At 74.1% G+C, this 17992-nt stretch carries 17 protein-coding genes and 3 pseudogenes; 13 read left to right on the top strand and 7 right to left on the bottom strand.

The window, feature by feature from the left end:
• Nucleotides 1-36: 36 nt before the first annotated feature.
• The 3 genes and pseudogenes from AB0F11_RS11245 to AB0F11_RS11235 all read left to right on the top strand — a co-directional run.
• Nucleotides 37-369: pseudogene (locus tag AB0F11_RS11245) on the top strand (Uma2 family endonuclease); the annotation flags it as partial.
• A 123-nt stretch (nucleotides 370-492) separates the two neighbouring features.
• A complete protein-coding gene (locus AB0F11_RS11240) occupies nucleotides 493-765 on the top strand; it encodes a hypothetical protein (protein WP_362170727.1) in 273 nt (90 codons plus the stop codon).
• The gene (locus AB0F11_RS11235) at nucleotides 762-1169 is read left to right on the top strand and encodes a PIN domain-containing protein (RefSeq protein ID WP_362170724.1); all 408 of its coding nucleotides are present in this window, start codon (nucleotides 762-764) and stop codon (nucleotides 1167-1169) included. The genes AB0F11_RS11240 and AB0F11_RS11235 overlap by 4 nt, the downstream gene beginning before the upstream one ends.
• Before the next feature lie 33 nt (nucleotides 1170-1202).
• On the opposite strand, the pseudogene AB0F11_RS11230 reads toward AB0F11_RS11235, so the two are convergent.
• Nucleotides 1203-1361, bottom strand: a pseudogene (locus AB0F11_RS11230) (DUF255 domain-containing protein); the annotation flags it as partial.
• 96 nt (nucleotides 1362-1457) lie between these two features.
• On the opposite strand from AB0F11_RS11230, the pseudogene AB0F11_RS11225 reads away from it, so the two are divergent.
• A pseudogene (locus tag AB0F11_RS11225) lies at nucleotides 1458-1619 on the top strand (DNA-binding protein); the annotation flags it as partial.
• Between the two features lie 42 nt (nucleotides 1620-1661).
• Here the strand turns inward: AB0F11_RS11225 and AB0F11_RS11220 are convergent.
• Together AB0F11_RS11220 and AB0F11_RS11215 are read right to left on the bottom strand one after the other, a co-directional pair.
• Nucleotides 1662-2345, bottom strand: a complete 684-nt coding sequence (locus tag AB0F11_RS11220) for a hypothetical protein (protein ID WP_362170721.1) — start codon at nucleotides 2343-2345, stop codon at nucleotides 1662-1664.
• Nucleotides 2346-2397: 52 nt separating this feature from the next.
• Nucleotides 2398-3204, bottom strand: coding sequence for a DUF4344 domain-containing metallopeptidase (locus tag AB0F11_RS11215; RefSeq protein ID WP_362170718.1), 807 nt, complete (start codon nucleotides 3202-3204; stop codon nucleotides 2398-2400).
• 144 nt (nucleotides 3205-3348) lie between these two features.
• On the opposite strand from AB0F11_RS11215, the gene AB0F11_RS11210 reads away from it, so the two are divergent.
• On the top strand, nucleotides 3349-6609 hold the full coding sequence (locus AB0F11_RS11210; RefSeq protein WP_362170716.1) for a tetratricopeptide repeat protein: 3261 nt from the start codon (nucleotides 3349-3351) through the stop codon (nucleotides 6607-6609).
• Between the two features lie 455 nt (nucleotides 6610-7064).
• Here the strand turns inward: AB0F11_RS11210 and AB0F11_RS11205 are convergent, their stop codons facing one another.
• Together AB0F11_RS11205 and mca are read right to left on the bottom strand one after the other, a co-directional pair.
• The gene (locus AB0F11_RS11205) at nucleotides 7065-7289 is read right to left on the bottom strand and encodes a hypothetical protein (protein ID WP_362170713.1); all 225 of its coding nucleotides are present in this window, start codon (nucleotides 7287-7289) and stop codon (nucleotides 7065-7067) included.
• A gap of 2 nt (nucleotides 7290-7291) precedes the next feature.
• On the bottom strand, nucleotides 7292-8173 hold the full coding sequence (mca, locus tag AB0F11_RS11200) for a mycothiol conjugate amidase Mca (RefSeq protein WP_362170710.1): 882 nt from the start codon (nucleotides 8171-8173) through the stop codon (nucleotides 7292-7294).
• A gap of 130 nt (nucleotides 8174-8303) precedes the next feature.
• On the opposite strand from mca, the gene AB0F11_RS11195 reads away from it, so the two are divergent.
• Nucleotides 8304-8744 carry a DUF4307 domain-containing protein gene (locus tag AB0F11_RS11195; protein ID WP_362170707.1) on the top strand — a complete coding sequence of 147 codons (441 nt, stop codon included), beginning with the start codon at nucleotides 8304-8306 and terminating at the stop codon, nucleotides 8742-8744.
• A 202-nt stretch (nucleotides 8745-8946) separates the two neighbouring features.
• Nucleotides 8947-9444: a transcription elongation factor GreA gene (gene greA / locus AB0F11_RS11190; RefSeq protein ID WP_362170704.1), complete on the top strand. Its 498-nt coding sequence runs from the start codon at nucleotides 8947-8949 to the stop codon at nucleotides 9442-9444.
• Between the two features lie 108 nt (nucleotides 9445-9552).
• On the opposite strand, the gene ilvA is transcribed toward greA, so the two are convergent.
• A complete protein-coding gene (gene ilvA, locus AB0F11_RS11185) occupies nucleotides 9553-10812 on the bottom strand; it encodes a threonine ammonia-lyase (protein WP_362170701.1) in 1260 nt (419 codons plus the stop codon).
• A 280-nt stretch (nucleotides 10813-11092) separates the two neighbouring features.
• Between ilvA and AB0F11_RS11180 the strand changes: the two genes are divergently transcribed.
• From AB0F11_RS11180 to AB0F11_RS11170, 3 genes are all read left to right on the top strand, one after another.
• Entirely contained in the window at nucleotides 11093-11614 is a 522-nt protein-coding gene (locus AB0F11_RS11180) for a MarR family transcriptional regulator (RefSeq protein ID WP_361901715.1), read from the top strand.
• A gap of 70 nt (nucleotides 11615-11684) precedes the next feature.
• The gene (locus AB0F11_RS11175) at nucleotides 11685-12158 is read left to right on the top strand and encodes a sigma factor-like helix-turn-helix DNA-binding protein (RefSeq protein ID WP_362170698.1); all 474 of its coding nucleotides are present in this window, start codon (nucleotides 11685-11687) and stop codon (nucleotides 12156-12158) included.
• Nucleotides 12155-12406, top strand: coding sequence for a hypothetical protein (locus tag AB0F11_RS11170; RefSeq protein WP_361901711.1), 252 nt, complete (start codon nucleotides 12155-12157; stop codon nucleotides 12404-12406). Before AB0F11_RS11175 ends, AB0F11_RS11170 begins: the two co-directional genes overlap by 4 nt.
• Nucleotides 12407-12450: 44 nt before the next feature.
• On the opposite strand, the gene AB0F11_RS11165 is transcribed toward AB0F11_RS11170, so the two are convergent.
• Nucleotides 12451-13608 carry a cystathionine gamma-synthase gene (locus AB0F11_RS11165; protein WP_362170695.1) on the bottom strand — a complete coding sequence of 386 codons (1158 nt, stop codon included), beginning with the start codon at nucleotides 13606-13608 and terminating at the stop codon, nucleotides 12451-12453.
• A gap of 91 nt (nucleotides 13609-13699) precedes the next feature.
• On the opposite strand from AB0F11_RS11165, the gene AB0F11_RS11160 reads away from it, so the two are divergent.
• The 3 genes from AB0F11_RS11160 (at nucleotide 13700) to AB0F11_RS11150 (ending at nucleotide 17984) form a co-directional block, all read left to right on the top strand.
• A complete protein-coding gene (locus AB0F11_RS11160) occupies nucleotides 13700-14806 on the top strand; it encodes a hypothetical protein (RefSeq protein WP_362170693.1) in 1107 nt (368 codons plus the stop codon).
• A 413-nt stretch (nucleotides 14807-15219) separates the two neighbouring features.
• Nucleotides 15220-16827, top strand: a complete 1608-nt coding sequence (locus tag AB0F11_RS11155) for a M48 family metalloprotease (RefSeq protein WP_362170691.1) — start codon at nucleotides 15220-15222, stop codon at nucleotides 16825-16827.
• On the top strand, nucleotides 16824-17984 hold the full coding sequence (locus AB0F11_RS11150; protein WP_362170688.1) for a hypothetical protein: 1161 nt from the start codon (nucleotides 16824-16826) through the stop codon (nucleotides 17982-17984). The genes AB0F11_RS11155 and AB0F11_RS11150 overlap by 4 nt, the downstream gene beginning before the upstream one ends.
• Nucleotides 17985-17992 lie beyond the last annotated feature (8 nt).

Genomic DNA, 17992 nt, shown 5'->3' with positions numbered 1-17992 from the left:
ACCTGCCGAGACTCCTCGAAGGAAGGGGCCGCCGAGATGGTGGCGCCCGCGTGGATGCATACGCAGATCGGTGCGGAACAGTACGACTCCTGGTCCGAGGAGCAGTGCGCCGGCATCGAGATCGTGGACGGGATGGTCGTCGTGAGTTCGACGTTCGCCTGCAGGACGTTCCGCTCACCAACCGCCGTCCGGACGTCATCGTCTATCGGGCGGAGACCATCGACCTCGCGCCCACCCGCCCTGCGCACGTACTCCTGGTCGTCGGGGTCGTGTCGCCCGGTTCGCGAGACCACTGACCGGATCGTGAAGGTGGACCAGTACGCCAAGGCCGGCATCCCCTCCTACTGGCGGGTCGAGCAGGCCGCCACCCCGGCTCCGGCCGGGTGGCCGCCGGACGGAGACGGTCTCCCTCACGGGTGACCGCAGGACATCGAAGGCTTCCACTCCGCCAAGGAACCCCCTCTGTAATAGAGTTTGTCTTACACTAGGGCTATGAAGACGACCCGAGCCGGGACCACCGAGAACATTTCCGTCTCCATGCCCGCCGAGCTGGTCAGCGAGCTGCGCTCTCGCACCGGCCGCCGCGGCCTGTCCAGCTACATCACCGAAGCTGTCCGGCACCAGCTCGCCATGGACGGGCTCGCCGAGATCGTCGCGGCCCACGAGGAAGCACACGGCGCGCTCACGGAGCAGGAGATCGAAACCGCTCGTCGCGAGCTGTTCGGAGACGACAGCGCCGAGGGTGTCGAGCGGGGCGCCGCGTGAAGGAGCAGCCGGCTCGCTCGCTGGTGCTCGACTCCGAGGCGCTCTCCCTGCTCCTGCGCAACGACCGCAAGATGGTGGCGCGCATCGAGGCATCCCGGCAGGTCGGAGTTCCCGTCCTCGTGTCTGCGCTGACCATCGTCGAAGCCATGCACGGGAAGACCGATCTGGCGCGCTTGAAGTGGGTGCTGTCCCGGCTGCGCGTGGAGCCGGTCAGTCAGGAGGACTCCCTGACCGCAGTGAAGCTTCTTCAGGACGCAGGTGGGTTGCACGGGCGCAAGTACGCGATCGACGCCCTCGTCGCCGCGCTCGCGCTCCGCGTCCCGGCTCCAGCAGTCGTTCTGACCTCCGACCGCGACGACTGGTCGAAGCTCTGCGGGAGCCGCGTGATCATCAGAGAGGTGTGAGCGCCGCCGACTACTGGGTTGACGAGTTCACTGGCACCAGTGGCAGCTGCTGTAGCCGACGCTGAGCAGCACGGGCACCCCGCGCTCACGGGCCTCGGCGAACGCCTCCGGCGACCAGGGCCACCAGTCGACGGGGTTGTCGGCGTGCTGGAGGAGATGGGGCGAGGTCTCGTTCGCGAGGCGGTTCGACATGGGGCCGTCCTCGCTCAGGTGCCGCGAGCCCGTCGTGCTGCGCCACACGGTCCCCACCGGCGGCATCGACCACGCGGCCCACACCGGCCCGTGCAGTTGCTGCGCGACGCCGGCGGGCTGCACGGCCACGAGTACGCCATCGATGCGCTGGTGGCGGCACTGGCCCTGCGCTCTCCGGCGCCCGTCCTCGTCCTGACGTCCGACCGTGACGCCTGGTCGAAGCCGTGCGGGGACCGGGTCGCCGTCAAAGACGTGTGACGGCTCGGGGCCGTCATGCAGCCGAGTTCGCCGCGACGGGGTTCAGGCGCGGGTGCACATGTGGATGGAGATGTTGCCGCGCAGGTCGAGGTGGTGGATGCGCAGCTGGTCCTTGCCGTTGTAGGCGACGTCCAGGTGGCCGAAGACGTCCTGGGCGCCCATCGGGAACCAGTTCAGCAGCTGCGAGGTCGGGCCGTCGACGGTGTCGGGGACCTTCTGGGCGGAGGAGGTGGAGATGTCGGGGTCGGTGAGGTGCTTGGGGCCGGTGAGGACCTGGAGGTCCAGGCGGCCCCGCTGCAGGGACCAGCGGCCGCTCCATATGCCGTTGAGGCCGGTCCAGATGATGGTCCAGGTGCCGTCCGGGTTCACGGCGGCCCGGCCGGTGTCCTTGCGGCCGGCGCCGTTGTCGCCGCCGGGGAGGGTCGAGCTGATGGTCCAGGCGCCCTTGACGAACTCGGCGAAGGCGTGGCCGACGACGCCGGAGGCGGGAGACGCCGAGGGCACGGAGGGCGGGGCGGCGGCCGGGGCGGTGGCGGAGGCGGAAGGCGAAGCGGAACCGGTGGTCGGGCCCGGGGTCGCGGTCGCCGTCGGGGTCGCGGGGCCGGCGGGCTTGTCCTTGCCCGTGCAGGCGGACACCAGTGCCGCGCCGGCTCCGAGCGCGAGGTAGCGCAGGGCGGTGCGGCGCCCGACCATCCGGGCCGCCGCGCGTATCTCTCGTACCGTCACCAGGTCCCCCGGGGCGCGCAGTTGGATCTTGAAAACGGGAGTCTACGGGAGGTCAGCGCCGCACCACCGGCCCCAGCAGGCGCGCCCACTCCTCCTGCACCGCAGGCCAGGCGGGGGCGCAGCCCTGCGTACGGGCCGCAAGGTCGGGGTGGCGGCCGGCGGCCGCGCCGTACAGCAGGCACAGGTGTCCGGCGGCGCGCTCGGCGGGCGGCGCGTGCTCGTCGCGTCCACGGTCGCCGGGGCCTTCGGCAGCGGCCGTGAGCTCGTACGCCTCGGCGGCGGTGCGCAGCCTGCGCTCGCCCTCCGGGCCCTCGCGCAGCAGCATCAGGGCCGCGAACCGGTCGGCGGCGTCCTCCTCGGCGCGGTCGTCGCCCACGCGCAGGCCGAGGAGGTCGACGAGGGCGTGGCCGGCCTCGTGGTAGAGGGTTTCGGCGGCCACCGCGGCCACCTCGTCGTCGGCCGGGCCGCGGCCGGCCGATGCGAACAGCTCCCGATCCTCGGCGAGGTCGTCGTAGCAGAGCTCGATGCGGCGGGTGGCCGGGTCGTAGCCGGAGCCCTGATCGGCGCAGGAGAGGGCGACGACGGTCACGCGGTGCGGGAGGTCGAGGTGGCCGTTCAGGGCGGCGGCGACGGCCTCGGGCAGGCGGCGGTCCCGCAGGAGGCGGGCCTCCGCTGCGTCGGCCGGGCCGTCGGGCTCGGTGTGGCGGACGGCGAAGCCGCGGGCCGAGGGGGATGGGGGCGGGGGCGGCTCGGTGCAGGCGGCCGCCAGGGCCGCCACCGTCGTCGACAGAACGACCGTGCGCAGAACGAGGGTTCCCCGGGGCCGGCCGTGGCGGCTGTGTCGGCTGTGTCGGCTCATTGCGCCAGTAGAACGCACATATATGCACGCGGACGCCCGAAGAGGGGTCAACTCCCTCTGATCTAGCTCAAGTTCCCTCGCGCTCACGCACGTACCGCCCCACACTTGTGGCACGTTGCCGGAGCTCTCTTGAGGGGGATGCCGATGCGGGACAGCCATCGCGGTGAGGCCGAGCGACTGCTGGAGCGGGCCGTGGACGAGGAGGCCCAGCGGGCTGCCGGGACGGGTGTGCCGGTCGACAGGGCGGCGCTGCTGGCGCGCGGGCTCCAGGCGCTGGACGCGCTCGCCGCGAGCGCCGCCGAGGAGTACGAGGCGTACGTACGGGCCCTGGACGAGGCCGATGCCGGCGAGGAGTCCCTCGGCGAGGCCTTCCGGCGGCAGAACACCTCGACCGCGCTGCTGGTGACCGCGGTCGCGGCGGCCGCGGCGGTCGGCGCCGACCTCTCGCTGGGCGTGGCCACGGGCACGGCGCTGGCGGCGGGAGCCGTCACCGGCGTCGCCGGGGCGGCGGCCACCGTCGCCAAGGTGACCGCCCTGCACCTGCCCGCCGCGAACCGCCGGGCCGGTGAGCGCGGGCGCCCGGGCGGGCCGGAGCAGCTGCGGCTGCAGTGGCTGACGGCGCTGGAGGTCCGCGGCGTACGGCCGTTCCTGGAGCAGCAGCGGGCCGTGGCCGCCGCGGCCCGGCTGCCGCGCCAGCCGGGGCGGCCGCCGGGCGGCGGGCCGGTCCTGCGCGGCGGCGACCGCAGCGCGGAGGCCCGGCGGCGCAGCGTGCTGGAGCAGTCGTTCGCGCACCTGCCGCAGCCGGCGGCCCCGTTCAGCGGCCGGCGCGCGGAGCTGACCCGGATCGCGCAGTGGGTGCAGGCCGCCCGGGCCAGCACGGAGACCCGGCCCGTGGTCGTGGTGCTGCACGGGGAGCCCGGGGTTGGCCGCACCGCGCTGGCCCTGCGGGCGGCGGACGCGCTGAAGGACCAGTTCCGCGGCGCGTGCGTGGTGGACCTGCGCGGCGGCGCCTTCAGCGGGGAGTCCCCGCTGCCGACCCGGGAGGCGCTGCTGCACCTGCTGAACCGGCTCGGCGCGCCCCGCGAGCAGCTGCTGTTCCGCGACGGGGCGTCCGCGGAGCAGCAGGTACGGCGCCTGGGCGAGCTGTACCACCAGCACCTGCAGGGGCTGCCGGTGACGGTGGTGCTGGACGACGCGGCGGACGCGGAGCAGATCCGGCTGCTGGTGCCGGAGCGGTCGGAGAGCCTGGTGCTGGTCACGGCCCGGGAGCCGCTGGAGCTGCCGGGGGCGCCGGCCTGGGTCCACCAGCTGCCGGTGGAGCCGCTGGCCGACCCGGAGGCGGCGGAGCTGGTCCGCGCGGCGGCGGCAGCCTCCGACGACGCCGCCCTGCGGGAGCTCCTGCCCCTGGCCGGCGGCCTCCCCCTGGCCCTGCGGGCGCTGGCTCCGCTGGCGGGGGGCGCGGTGGCCGGGGCCGGAGCCGGGGCCGCGGTGCAGGCCGGCGACCCGGCCCCGCCCGGCGGCGGTGTCGTCGAGCGGGCGCTCGGGGCCGCCTATGCGGGGCTGCCCGAGGAGCGGCGGCGCCTGCTGCGGCGGCTCACGCTGGCCGGGCGGGCCTCCCTCGGCCCGTCGGCGGCGGCCGCGCTGATCGACGCGGACCGGGTGGAGGCCGGGCGGCTGCTGCACGAGCTGGCCGGCGCCGGCCTGCTGGACCTCGTACGCGGGGAGCGGTTCCGGATGCACGACGCGGTGCGCTCGTACGCGGCGGCGCGGCTCGCCGCGGACGAGGACCGGGCCGAGGCCTCGGCGGCGCACGGCCGCCTGATCCGCAACTACGCGCAGCTCGCCGACTCCGTGATCCGGATGGTCGACGGGAAGATGTCGACCCGGGCGAACCACTTCGGCGGACACGGCTTCGTCTCGCTGGACGCGGCACTGCGCTGGCTGGACGAGGAGTCGAGCTTCATCACCGCGGCCCTGCGGCACTCGCAGGACGACGTCGACCAGCAGGCGGTGCTGGACCTGCTGGGCGCGCTGTGCGACTTCTGCCTGCTGCGCGGGGACCTGTACCGGCTCGGCGAGATCAACGAGCTCACCCAGGCCGTGGAGGCCGCCCGCGCCGGGCAGGGCCGGCCCGACCGGGGCCGCCTGGTCCGCTCGGTGCAGTGGCGCACGGGCATCGCGGCCCGCCAGCTCGGCGAGCTGGACAAGGCCCGCACCACCCTGTCCTCGGTGGTCGACCAGTACCGCGAGGCGCAGCAGGACGCGGGCGCCGGCATGGCGCTGATCTCCCTCGGCATCACCCTGCACCACCAGGGCCAGCTGCCGGAGGCGGCGGCCCGGATCCGGGAGGCGCTGGCCCTGCAGGAGCCGGACAAGCTGGCGGGCGACCGGGCGTGGGGGCTGCACGCCCTGGCGGCGGTCGAGCGGGACCGGGCGCACCTGGCGGAGGCGATGCAGCTGTTGGAGCAGTCGCTGGAGCTGCACCGGGAGAGCGAGAGCGTGCACGGCGAGGCGTGGGCGCACTTCCAGCTGGGTCAGGTGTACCTGCGGCTCGGCGAGGTGCCGCGGGCGGAGGCGGAGCTGCGGCTCGCCCTGGAGCTGTACGGGCGCACGCGCGACGACCGCGGCGAGGCGTGGGCCCTGACCCAGCTGGGCCGGGCCCGGGTGGTGGACGGCGACCCCGAGCCGGCCCTGGAACGGCTGCGGGAGGCGCTGGCCCGGCACCGGGACGCGGAGGACGCGCGCGGCGAGGCGTGGACGCTGTACTACCTCGGGCAGGCGCTGGAGGAGCGGGGCGAGCGCGACCAGGCGGTACGGGAGCTGGAGCGGGCCCGGACGATGTTCTCGCGGATGCGGGACGTGTACGGGCTGGCGTACGCCCGGCACCACTCGGGCCGGGTGACCCGCGACCAGCGGGCCGCACAGACCGGCAACCTGAAGAACTCCGGCTTCGCGCGGCAGCTGCTCGTGGACGCCCGGGCCGACTTCCGGCGGATCGGGCTGGCGCACGGGGAGGCGTGGACCTGCCTGGAGCTGGCGGTGGTGGACGCGGGCAACGACCGGGTCTCGCAGGCGCTGGGGCTGTGCGAGGAGGCGGCCCGGCTGTTCATCTCGTACGGGGACCGGCGGGGGGAGGACTGGGCGCGGTTCCTGCGGTGCACGCTGCTGCCGTACGCGGTGCCGGGGGGTGGGGGTGCGGAGGAGGCGCGGGCCGAGCTGGCCCGCCTCACCGGTGCGCCGCATCCGATGCGGGACGCTCGCCTGGAGGACGGGCTGGACGCCTACGCCGTCGTCCTGGCCCGGGGCGTGGACCCCGGCGAGGGCTGGCAGGCCTGGCGCCTGGGCCTGACCCCGACCCTCCGGGCCCGCGAAATCATGGGCGTCCCCAAGCCACCCCCGCGCTGACGCGACCCGCCCAACCGCCGGCGGCCACCGGCCGCGCCTCAAACGCCGGCGGGGCTGGGATGGTCCGGCGGGGCTGAAAGACCCGTGCGATCCGCGCCCGGTGCGCTCAAACGCCGCGCGGGCTGGATCGTCCAGCCCCGCCGGCGTTTGAGGCGCTGGGGGTCCCCCCAGCGGTAGCTGGGGGAGGTCCGGGGGCGGAGCCCCCGGATCTTTGAGCCTCGCCGGCGACTGAGGCGTTTCGGGAAGGGGCGGGGTGGGGGAAACGGCTCCGCGCAGCGGGAGCGGCAGGACAGGCCCCGGACCAGGGCAGGGGACCGGGGCAGGCCGGAGCCGCCCGGCGGCCCCCCGGGCCGGGCCGGGCCGGGGTATGCAGGGGCCCCGCCCGGCGGGGGTCCCGCCTGGCGGGCCGGGCCCGGGCCGACGGCCGGGATCGCGGCGGCCGGGGGCCGCCCCGGTCAGGCCGAGGTGGTCGGGTCGGCGGCGCCGCCCGCCGGCTCCGGGGCCTCCTGGAAGTCGACCCGCCCCATGTGCCGGTTCATCGACTTCATCAGCCCCCACACCCCAAGGGCAAGGGCCGCGAACACGATGAACCCCAGAAGCCCGGGCGTCACCTTGTTCTTGTCGAAGGTGTCACCCGCCAGCGGCAGGAACTGGGCCAGTGCTGCATGAGTAGCGCTCATGGCTACGCATTCTCCCGGATGCCCGCGAAGAGGTCCGACTCGGGGAGGGAGGTGTCGACGAGCGACTTCGCGAGCTCGTACTCCTCCGTCGGCCAGACCTCCTTCTGGATCTCCATCGGAACGCGGAACCAGCCCCCGTCCGGGTCGATCTGCGTACGGTGCGCGATCAGCGCCTTGTCGCGGATCTCGAAGAACTCAGAGCACGGGATGTGCGTGGTCAGGGTCCGCTCGGTGCGCTCGAACTCCTTCCAACGCTCCAGCCACTCCCCGTAGGGGGACTCCATGCCGCGCGAGAGCAGCGCCTCGTGCAGGGCGATGGTGCGCGGCTTGTTGAAGCCCTGGTTGTAGTACAGCTTCTGCGGCTGGTACGCCGGGCCGAACTCGGCCTCCGGGTACTTCTCGGTGTCGGCCGCGCCCTCGAAGGCCACCATCGTGATCTTGTGGGTCATGATGTGGTCGGGGTGCGGGTACCCGCCGTTCTCGTCGTACGTGGTGATGACCTGCGGCCGGAAGGCGCGGATCTTCTTCACCAGGCGGCCGGCCGCCTCGTCGACGTCCTCCAGCGCGAAGCAGCCCTCCGGCAGCGGCGGCAGCGGGTCGCCCTCGGGCAGGCCGGAGTCGACGTAGCCGAGCCACTCCTGCTCGATGCCGAGGATCTGGCGCGCCTCGTCCATCTCCTTGGCGCGCACCTCGTGGATGTTCTCCTCGATGTACTTGTCACCCTGGAGCTTGGGGTTGAGGATCGAGCCCCGCTCGCCGCCGGTGCAGGTCACGACCAGGACGGGCACCCCCTCGGACACGTACTTGGCCATGGTGGCCGCGCCCTTGCTCGACTCGTCGTCGGGGTGGGCATGGACGGCCATCAGTCGAAGCTGCTCGGTCAAGACAGGATCCTCTGTGATACGTCAGGCGGACGGCTTCTATAGTGACCGAACCAGGGGGTGGAAAAATTCCGGGGCCGGACCCCGGATCGCCCGGATCTCCCGGATCCCGGCCCTCCCGGAAGGAACGATCATGAGCACGGTGCGCGAGGGACTGCCCGAGGGCCGCTACGGCCGGTCGGCGGACGCGCGCGCGGACCGCAGGCTGAAGATCGTCGGCTCGGTGCTCGGCGTCGGCCTGCTGGCCGTGGTCGGCTGGATCGGCTGGGACTACGTCGCAGGTCAGAGCGTCAGCGCCGAGGTGATCAAGTTCCAGGTGGTCTCGGACGCCGAGGTGAAGGTACACCTGGAGGTACGCAAGGACGCCGGGGTGACCGGGGTCTGCACCCTGATCTCCCAGGACCGGGACCACGCCGAGGTGGGCCGCGCGGACTTCACCTTCGCGCAGCGGGCGTCGCGCGTGGACGAAATGGTGTCGCTGAAGACGACCGGACGCGCGACGATGATCGAGCTGGTCGGCTGCCAGGCCGCCGGCTCGGCCGGCTCGGCCGGCTCGGCCCACTCGGCCGGCTGACACCCCCGCATCCCCCGGGGATCCCGAGCGGTCGGGAACCAGCCGACACCCCCGTCGGCAATCTGGTCCCTTTCCTGCTCACGGGCCCGATGACACACTTCATACACATGGTGTCCTCCCCCTTTTCTTCCCGAATTGTTAGGCTCGTGGTTTCGCCCGCCACCGGCGGCCAAGTAGTCCCCTGTACCGACGAGGAGCACCCGTGACCCAGACGAGCGAGAGCGTCACCTGGCTGACCCAGGCGGCGTACGACCAGCTGAAGGCCGAGCTGGACTACCTCTCTGGTCCCGCACGCACGGAGATCGCCACCAAGATCGCAGCTGCCCGTGAGGAGGGCGACCTGCGCGAGAACGGCGGTTACCACGCGGCCAAGGAGGAGCAGGGCAAGCAGGAGCTGCGCGTCCGCCAGCTGACGCAGCTGCTGGAGAACGCCAAGGTCGGCACCGCCCCCGCGGCCGACGGCGAGGTCGCCCCGGGCACGGTCGTCACGATCGCCTTCGACGGCGACGAGGACGACACGATGTCCTTCCTGCTGGCCTCCCGCGAGTACGCGTCGGCGGACTTCGAGACCTACTCCCCGCAGTCCCCGCTGGGCTCGGGCGTGCTGGGCAAGAAGATCGGCGACGACGCCGAGTACGAGCTGCCGAACGGCAAGAAGGCGTCCGTCCGAATCCTCGACGTCAAGCCCTTCACCGGCTGATCACCCGGGACTGAACACGGGCGGAGCCCCCTGCCGGAGCAATCCGGCAGGGGGCTCCCCCCTTTACGGGCCTTGCGGGACTTACGGGCCCTGCAGGCCTTGCCCGGCCTAGCCGCGCCCGTCCTCCTGGCCGCCGCCGCCCATGACCGTGTACCCCGCGGCGTGCAGGGCGCGGGCGACCTCCGTGCAGTGCTCGCGGCCCTTGGTCTCCAGGTGCAGTTCCACCTCGACCTCGGTCAGGCCCAGGCGCGGGTCGGTCCGTACGTGGCTCACGTCCAGCACGTTCGCGTCGACCACCGACAGCACGCCCAGCAGCCCCGCCAGCGCCCCCGGCCGGTCGGCCACCCGCAGTCGCAGCGACAGGTAGCGGCCCGCCGCGGCCATGCCGTGGCGCAGGATCCGCTGGAGCAGCAGCGGGTCGACGTTCCCGCCGGACAGGACGGCGACGACCGGGCCGCCGCCGTACCGCTCGGGCTCGCTCAGCAGGGCGGCCACGGTGCTGGCGCCGGCCGGCTCGACGACCAGCTTGGCCCGCTCCAGGCACAGCAGCAGGGCGCTGGAGAGCGCGTCCTCGGAGACGGTGCGGACGTCGTCGACGAGCTCGCCGATGATCTGGAACGGGACGTCGCCGGGGCGGCCGACGCGGATGCCGTCCGCCATGGTGGCGGGGCTGTCGATCGAGACGGGGTGGCCGGCCTTGAGGGAGGGCGGGTACGCGGCCGCGCCCGCCGCCTGGACTCCGACCACCTGCACGTCCGGGCGCAGCGCCTTCACGGCGGTGGCGATGCCCGCCGCGAGGCCGCCCCCGCCGATCCCGACGAGGATGGTGCGCACCTCCGGGCACTGCTCCAGGATCTCCAGGCCCACCGTGCCCTGGCCCGCGATGATGTCGCGGTGGTCGAAGGGGTGGATGAACACCGCGCCGGTGCGGTCCGCGTAGTCCTGGGCGGCGGCGAGGGTCTCGTCGACGACCTGGCCGTGCAGCCGTACGTCGGCTCCGTACTCCTCGGTGGCCGCGACCTTCGGCAGCGGCGCCCCGACCGGCATGAAGACGGTGGAGTGCACGCCGAGGAGGGAGGAGGCCAGGGCCACGCCCTGCGCGTGGTTGCCGGCGCTGGCGGCGACGACGCCGGCGGCCCGCTGCTCGGGGAGCAGGCCGGCGATGCGCACGTACGCGCCGCGCAGCTTGAAGGAGCCGGTGCGCTGGAGGTTCTCGCACTTGAGGTGGACCGGCGAGCCGACCAGGGCGGAGAGGTGCCTGCTGCCTTCCATCGGGGTCACCCGGGAGACGCCCGACAGCATCTTCTGGGCTCCCAGGACGTCGTCGAGGATGACCTGCGGGACGGGCTGGGGCACGCGGTAGCTCATGCCGCCAGTCTCGCAGGCCGCACGTGGCGCGGGGCACGGCGCGGGGCACGGCGCGGGACCCACGGGCCCCACCCGCACCGTCGGCTCCAGGTCCTTCCGGGCGCTGCGGGAGGGGCGAAATCCCGCCATCCGGGACGGGCCCGGGAGCTTGGTACGGACCGGGTCCGCGGCAGATCCGTACCGGTCGTATCAGTTCTCCTACGCGGCGTACGAGCCGGGTCGGGGCCGCGTACTCTGTCCCCCAATCCCTGTCGGCCCCACGCGAAGAGAGCTCACGGCCATGCCTTCCAACCCGGCCAATTCCGACCTGCCCACGGCGGCCGAAGCGCCTGCCGAAGCCGGTCTTCTGGACGCGCTCCAGCACCAGGTGGCCGTTTTCGCGCGCCGCGCCGAGCAGACCCGCCTGGGCGGGGTCGGCCAGGCCCGCAACTCGATGGACCGCGCCGCGTACCTGCTGCTGAACCGGCTCGACCTGGAAGGCCCGATGGGCGTCAAGGCGCTCGCCTGCGGCATGGGCATCGACTCCTCCACCGTGACCCGGCAGGTCGCGCCGCTGGTCGACACCGGCCTGGTCAAGCGGACCTCGCACCCGGAGGACGGGCGGGCCGTGGTGCTGGCGCTGTCCCCCCGCGGGCTGGCCCGGCTGGAGGAGGTCCGCCTGTCGCGGCGCGAGCTGATGGCCCGGGTCACCGAGGGCTGGAGCGAGGTGGAGCGCGAGTCGTTCACCGGGCTGCTGACCCGGTTCAACAGCTCCCTGTCGGAGCTGATGGGCACCGTCGCCGAGGCGGGCCCCGCCTCCTGAGCGGACGGGGCGACGCGGGGCCGTCCGACCCCTTGACCGGGGCGGTGCCCCTGGCCGCACTATGTGGCCTGTGGACCACCGAGCGGGGCCCTACGCCGAGTTCGAGGCCTTCGTCGCCGGCGCGGCGGGGCGGCTGCTGCACGTCGCGGTCCTGCTGACGGCGGAGGACGGGCCCGGGGCGGATGTCGTTGCGGGTGCCGGCTCCGGAGCCGGGGCGGGTGCCGACTGCCCCGCGGCCCGCCGGCTGCTGGCGGGCGCGCTGGCCCGTACGTACGCGAACTGGCGCCGGCTGCGCGGCGACGACCCCTACGACCACACCCGCCAGGAGTTGTGCGCCGCGTTCGCCCGCACCGGCTGGCGCCACCACGGCGGCCGCGGGATCCTCGCGCCGCTCGGCCCGCTGGAGCGGCTCGTGCTGGTGCTGTGCGTGTACGAGGGCGTCGCCGAGGAGGTCGCGGCCGCCCAGCTGGGGCTGCCGGTCGAGCGGGTGCGGCAGCTGTGCGCCCGGGCGGTGGACGTGATGCGCGCCCGGGATGCCGCATGAGCGTCCCGGACCGCAAGGAGGACCGGGTCCGGCGGCTGATGGAGGGCCCGCACCCGGTGGTCCCGGCCGGTCTGGCGGCGGCGGCCGCGGCCCGCGGGACTCGGCTGCTGCGCCGCCGGCGGGCGTGGCGCCGGGCCGGGTGGACGCTGCTGTTCGCGGCCGCGGTGGCCTTCGCGGTGTGGGCCTCGCTGACCCGGCCGTGGGAGGTGCCGCCGAGCGAGGTCTCCCCGCCCCTGGAGGGCTGGTAGACCCACCGCCCGGCGGCCGGTCCCGTACGACTGGCCGAGGACGACTAGCCGAGGGCCTGGGTCAGGTCGGCCAGCAGGTCGTCGGCGTTCTCGATGCCGACCGAGAGGCGGACCAGGTCCGCGGGGACCTCCAGGGCCGAGCCGGCCACCGAGGCGTGCGTCATGCGGCCCGGGTGCTCGATCAGGGACTCCACGCCGCCCAGGGACTCGCCGAGGGTGAAGAGCTTGGCGCGGTTGCAGACCTCGACCGCCGCCTCCTCGCCGCCGGTGACCTGGAAGGAGATCATGCCGCCGAAGTTGCGCATCTGCTTGGCGGCGATCTCGTGGCCCGGGTGCTCGGCCAGGCCCGGGTAGAGGACCTTGTGCACCTTGGGGTGGCGGGTCAGCATGTCGGCGATCTTCGCCGCGTTCTCCGCGTGCCGGTCCATGCGGACGGCCAGGGTCTTGATGCCCCGCAGCACGATCCAGGAGTCGAAGGGGCCGGCCACCGCGCCCATCGCGTTCTGGTGGTAGGCCAGCTCCTCGCCGAGGGCCGCGTCGGCCGTGACCAGGGCGCCGCCGACGACGTCGGAGTGGCCGCCCATGTACTTCGTCAGCGAGTGCACGACGACGTCCGCGCCGAGGGCCAGCGGCTGCTGGAGGTACGGCGAGGCGAAGGTGTTGTCGACGACCAGCTTGGCGCCGGCCGTACGCGCGATGTCGGCGACGACGGCGATGTCGGTGATGCCGAGCAGCGGGTTGGAGGGGGTCTCGACCCAGATGACCTTCGTCTTCGGGGTCAGCGCGGCCCGCACCGACTCCGGGTCGGAGGTGTCGGCCACCGACCACTCCACGCCCCAGCGGGAGACGACCTTCGCGAAGAGGCGGAAGGTGCCGCCGTAGGCGTCGTTCGGGATGACCACGTGGTCGCCCGGGACGAGCAGCGTGCGCAGCAGGCAGTCCTCGGCCGCGAGCCCCGACGCGAAGGCCAGGCCGCGGCTGCCGCCCTCCAGCGCCGCGAGGTTCTCCTCCAGGGCGGTGCGGGTCGGGTTGGCGCTGCGGCTGTACTCGTATCCGCCGCGCAGTCCGCCGACGCCGTCCTGCTTGTACGTGGACACCTGGTAGATCGGGGGCACGACCGCGCCGGTCAGCGGGTCCGCGGTGTTGCCCGCGTGGATCGCGCGGGTCTCGAAGCTCTGGTGCTCGTGGCTGTCGTCGCTCATGGGCAGAGCCTAATCCCCGCAGGCCCGGGGTGGTTGCCCACGGGGCGCGGGCATTGGCCTTTGCGCGGGTGCGTCTGGTTCGCTTGTGGGCATGGAGATTCTCTGGTTCCTGATCGCGATGGGCCTGCTCGTGGCCGCCCTCGGTCCGCTGATACGGCGCCGGCGCGGCGGCGGCATCCGCCTGGCCGCCCCCGGCAGCCCCGACGCGGCCGACCCGGCGGCGTACGGCTTCGCCCTGCAGGAGGAGCTCGACATCCGGGTTCCCGGACCCGACCAGGACCTGATGGACGCCCTCACCGCCGTGCAGAGCAGCGGGCGCTGGCAGGCCGCCTCGCAGCTGCTGGCCGGCACCGCGAAGGAGGGCGAGCTGCGCTGGCAGCGGGTCCAGGCCTTCGGCGGGGCCGCGGCACTGGAGCTGGTGGAGCGGCCCGGGGTGGGCGCACAGTGGCTGAAGGCGTGGCGGCTGGAGGCCGGCAAGGACGCGGGCGGGGCGCAGGTGCACGCGGAGCTGCTGGTGCAGCAGGCGTGGCGGCAGTCCGGCGGCGTCGGCTCCGCGGACCACCGGATCATCCTGGAGGAGGCCCGCGAGGCCTGCCGCAAGGCGGCGCTGCTGGCGCCGGGCGACCCGGTCCCGTACATCACCGAGCTGGCGGTGGCGCGGGGCCTTGCCTACCCGGAGGCGGAGTTCGACGAACTCTGGGCGAAGGTCATCGACGTCGCCCCGAACCACATGGGCGCGCACCTGGCGGCGCTGCACTACTGGTGCGAGTCGTGGCACGGCTCGCGGGAGAAGGCCGACGCGTTCGCGCACGCGGCGGCGGCCCGCGCGCCGCAGGGATCGCTGCTGGCGGCGCTGCCGCTGTTCGCGGTGTACGCGCACATCCCGGAGGTGGTCCTGACCAACTTCTGGGAGAGCGCGGTGGTGACGCGGGCGGTGCAGGGGGCGATGTACGCGGTACGGACGGCGCGGGGCGACGATCCGATGCTGGCGCACGTCCGGCACCTGCTGCTGTGGTTCCTGGTGGGAATGGAGCGGTGGGCGGAGGCGATGGAGCAGGTCCGGCACGTCGACGGGTGCGTCGGTGCCCTGCCGTGGTCCGCGGCCGAGGATCCGGCGGCCCAGTACGCGGTCTACCGCGCGCTGGCCGTCGCCGGCTACGAAGCCAACGGCGGCTCCCCGGCCACCCTCCCGAACTGACCCCCGCCCGGGGCAGGCCGGTGCCGCTGCGCGGAGCCGTTTCCCGGCGGGGCTGATTTCAGCCCGCGCGGCGTTTGACCGCACCGGGCGCGGAGCGCACGGAACGGGGTCCGGGGCGGAGCCCCGGCTTCGGGAAGGGGAACGGCTCCGCGCAGCGGCCAGCGGCCAGCGGCCAGCGGCGCCCGATCGCGCCAGAGGCACCGCATAAGGTTGCCGTAAGTGACCGGGAGGGCGCATGATCCCCCGGTGGCCGTTCGGCCGGCCGGTACGCCGGCCCGGCCAGGGGCCGCCGCCGGCCCGGCACACACACCGGCCGCGCCCGCCCCCGCCCGCACCCACCGCGGCGGCAGCGCAACAACCACCGGCGTACCTCTGCACCCGCACCACCGTCATCCCGGGGGGATCTGTCCTACATGGGCGCTTCACTGCGCGCGCTGCGCGCCCTCGTCCTGCTCGCAGGCTTCTATCTGCTCGGCGTCGTCCTGCTGGCCATCCTGGCGGCCGCCGACATCGGCATCATCGCCGCCGGCCTCCACGGCTTCGCCGCCGCCAAGCTGGTCGCCGTCACCGCCGTCCTCGCAGTCCCGATCGTCCGCGGCATGTTCATGCTGCGCACCCCCAAGGGCGACCCGGTCCCCGGCGTCCCGGTGACCGAGGCGCAGGAACCCGCCCTGTGGCAGGCCGTCCGCGAGGTCGCCACGCAGGTCGGCACCCGCGCCCCCGACGAGATCGCCCTGATCGCCGACGTGAACGCGGCCGTCAGCGAGGACGCCCGGCTGCTCGGCCTGCTCCCCGGCACCCGCCGCCTCTACATCGGCCTGCCGCTGATGACCGGCTTCGACGAGATGCAGCTGCGCGCCGTGCTCGCCCACGAGATGGGCCACTACGCCAACCTCGACACCCGCCTCACCCCGCTGATCGCCCGCGGCCGCGCCCAGCTCATCCGCACCATCCGCCACTTCCACGAGCGCGCCGACGCCAAGGTGGCCAAGGAGCGCGCCCGCCAGGAGAAGAAGGCCGCCCAGCGCCTCGCCAAGGGCAAGACCGCCCAGGAGATCGACACCCGCGGGCAGGGCGCCACGTACCGGGCCATGGCCAGGATCTACGTGGCGTACGGGAACTTCTACCAGCGCGCCACCCTCTCCTCCGCCCGCCGCCAGGAGCTCGCCGCCGACCTGGCCTCCGTCGAGGTCGCCGGCCGGGACTCCGCCGCCTCCGCGCTGCGCGAGCTCAACGCACTGGGCCCGGCCCAGGAGTTCTACATGGACTCCTACGCCACCCTCGGCGTCGGCGCGGAGCTGCTGCCCCCGCCCGGCGAGGTCTTCGGCGGGCTGCGCCGCCTCCTCGACGCCCGCCGCGCCGAACTGGACGAGCTGCGCCGCGACCTGCCGACCGAGCCCACCGAGCCGTACGACTCCCACCCCGCGCTCGCCGAACGCGTGGCCCGCATCGAGGCCCTGCCCGACGACGGCCGCGGCGCCCAGGACGCCCGCCCGGCGCTGGCGCTGCTGTCGGCGCCCGAGGCCGCGCAGGCCGCGCTGGAGCAGGCCGTGCTGACCCCGCAGGCGCTCGCCCTGAAGCGGGTGGACTGGCCCGAGCTCGTCCACCTGAGCATGACCCGGTACGTCTCCCAGGGTTCCGAGGAGATCCGCGCGGCCTTCACCGCCGAGGGCGCCGATCCCGCCCTCGGCCTGGGCGCCGTGCTGGACGCCGTCGACGCCGACCCGGCGCTGCGCTGGCGCGTGGCCGACCGCTTCCCGAAGTCCGAGGAGGCGGCCGCGGCCACCGGCCGCACCGCCCGCGAGTTCGCCCGCCCGGTGGTCCGCCGGGCCCTGAACCAGCTGGTCACCGTCGAGCTCACCGCCCGCGACAGCGCCCGCTGGGAGCTGTCCTGGTCGGACTCCGCGGCCCTGCGCTACCCCTCCGACGACTTCGAACAGCAGCTGAAGTCCGCGCTGGAGGCGGCCACGGCCGACCAGTGCGACACCGAACCGCTGCGAAAGCTGGTGCTCGCCCCGTGATAGGTCTCATCGTCTTCGGCGTCCTGCTGCTCGCAGGTGCCTGGAAACTGCTGCGCGGCATGTACTTCGTCCGCAAGGCGCGCAGGCTGAACGCCGCCTCGGACGCCCTGGAGGCCGAGACCGCGGCCACCAAGGCCCGTACGGCCGCTCTGGAGGAGCAGGCCGAGGCCGAGAAGGCCGCCGCGGTCGTGGCGCTCGGCTTCGTCGCGGAGGCCGACCTCGACACCGAGCACGGCCAGCCCGTACCGCCCGGACAGGAGGCCGCGCTGGCGGCCGTCCGGGGAGGCGACTGGGAGGCGGGCGCCGACTGGATCGCCGCCGCCGGGCAGGACTGGGAGGAGCGCTGGTCGCGGGTCCGCGACCTCGCCGAGGCGGCCGCCGAGGACGACGCGTGGCTGCTGGCCTGGAAGGCGGCCCGGCCGGGCGATCCGACCGCGGCGCTCGTCGACGCGGACACCGCGGTGCTGGTGGCGTGGAACGTACGCGGCAGCCAGTCCGGGGCCCGCACCACGCAGGAGCAGTTCCGGCTCTTCCACGACCTGCTGCTCACCGCGCGCCGTACCGCGCAGGAGGCGCAGGAGCTCGCCGACCCGGCGGACCCGGTGCCGTACATGGTCGAGCAGCCCATCGCCATGGGGCTGGGCTACCCGCACGAGCAGTACGAGGAGCTGTGGGCGCAGATCACCAAGCGCGCCCCGAAGCTGCTGTGCGCGCACACCAGCGCCCTGCAGTACTGGGCCGGGAAGTGGCGCGGCTCGCACGAGCTGGCCCTCGGCTTCGCCCGCACGGCGGCCGACGGCGCCAAGCCGGGCGAGCTGCTGTCCGTACTGCCGCTGATCGCGCACTTCGAGAACGAGGCGTGGGTCAAGGAGCTGCGGGCGGAGGAGTACTACAAGGAGCCGGAGGTCGTCGCGGCCGTCGACGCCGCCCTCGCCGACCTGGCCGCGGCCGCGCCGGACGACCGGCGGGCGGTCACGCTGCGGCACATGCTGGCGTGGATGCTGTTCTGGCAGGACCGGGACGCGGAGGCGGTCGAGCAGTTCCGCCACATCGACGGGTACATCGGCGCGATCCCGTGGTCGTACGCGGGGCGGCCGAAGCAGCGGTACCTGTACGCGCGCGACTGGGCGGTCCGCGTGACGATGCAGTCGCAGTAGCGGGAGCT

Source organism: Streptomyces sp. NPDC032472 (genome assembly GCF_040636955.1).
In the GTDB taxonomy this organism is placed as follows: Bacteria; Actinomycetota; Actinomycetes; order Streptomycetales; family Streptomycetaceae; genus Streptomyces.
The sequence above is the reverse complement of the archived record's forward strand: the minus strand, read 5'-3'. Positions and strand labels throughout refer to the sequence as shown.